The organism is Nocardia sp. NPDC004260, assembly GCF_053603155.1.
Genome location: NZ_JBSGEZ010000275.1, coordinates 1 through 1,202 on the forward strand (window position 1 = coordinate 1; position 1,202 = coordinate 1,202).

Below are 1,202 nucleotides of genomic sequence, written 5' to 3' on the forward strand. Positions count from 1 at the left end.
CTAGTGCCGCGTCAGGCAACGTTCGGTAGGTAATCCGGGTATCGGATCTTGGATCCGACGGCGAAGTCGCGGACGGGTCCGGCGTGTTGGTTGCGCCAGCGGATGTAGGTGCCGATCGCGTCGTCTTGTTCGCCGTGGCTGTGGTGGTCGGTGCCGTTCAACGCGAAGTACCGCAGCGCAGCGAACTCGCATTCGATTCGGTTGAGCCAGGAGCAGTAGGTGGGCAGGAATACCAGCTCGACCGCGTTGGCCGTGCACCATGCACGGACCTCGGCCCGCTTGTGGACCGAGTAGTTGTCGCAGATCAGATACAACTTCTCACCCGGCCACCGGGCTCGCAGCGATTTGCAGAACGCCAGGAACTCCGTCCACCGTTTCCGATCCCGGATCCGGTAGTACAACTGGCCCGAGGACAGGTCCAGGGCACCGAACATGTGCCGGACGCCCTGAGTGCGCCGGTAGGTCGCGCGCAACCGGCGTGGCCGACGGGCGGTGAACCAGCCGCGGCCGGGGCGGGGCTGCAGGTTCAAAGGCCCGAACTCGTCCACACAGACCACGCGCCCGTCTGCGGGCGGATGATCGTAGAGGTCGAGCACCCGCGCCATCTTGGCCTGAAAATCCGGGTCGTTGCTGGCCTTCCACGTTTTCGTGGCCTGCCACGACACTCCACCGGCCTTCAGGATCTTCCGCAGGGTTTCACGGCTGATATCGGCAATCTCGTTGACCCGCAGCACTTCCACCAGCTTCGATAGGCTCCATGTCGCGAACGGCCATCCCAGGTCACGGGGGCAGCACCGGGCGATCTGACAGATCCGATCACGTGTCGCCTGATCGGTCTTCGCCGGCCTGCCCCCGCTCCATTTTGGGTCCAATGCCTCGAAACCATGCGCGTTGAAGTCGTGGATTACCTGTCGCACATACGATTCCGACACTTGCATCAGCTTCGCGATCAACCCGACCGGCTGATGCTGTGCCGAGGCCATCACCACGACCGCGCGCCGCATCCGGATCGGCTGCTTGCTCCGGCGCGCGATCTGCGCCAGCTTGCGGCCCTCTTCCGGGGTCACCGCCCTGACGAACACATCCGGCTTCCGAGCCACCGGCACCACCTCCACCAGCAGCATCACCGGACACCAGCCGATGATCAACCCGCCACCCCGAGTGGCGGGTTACAGCATCAACCTTCCCGGACGCGGCACTAG

The 1,202-nt window shown here is 64.5% G+C and carries 1 protein-coding gene; it reads right to left on the reverse strand.

The genetic code is table 11. The features are described 5' to 3' along the window. Positions 1 to 11: 11 nt before the first annotated feature. Entirely contained in the window at positions 12 to 1,148 is a 1,137-nt protein-coding gene (locus ACWEO7_RS39605; RefSeq protein WP_452431004.1) for an IS630 family transposase, read from the reverse strand. Positions 1,149 to 1,202: the final 54 nt, after the last annotated feature.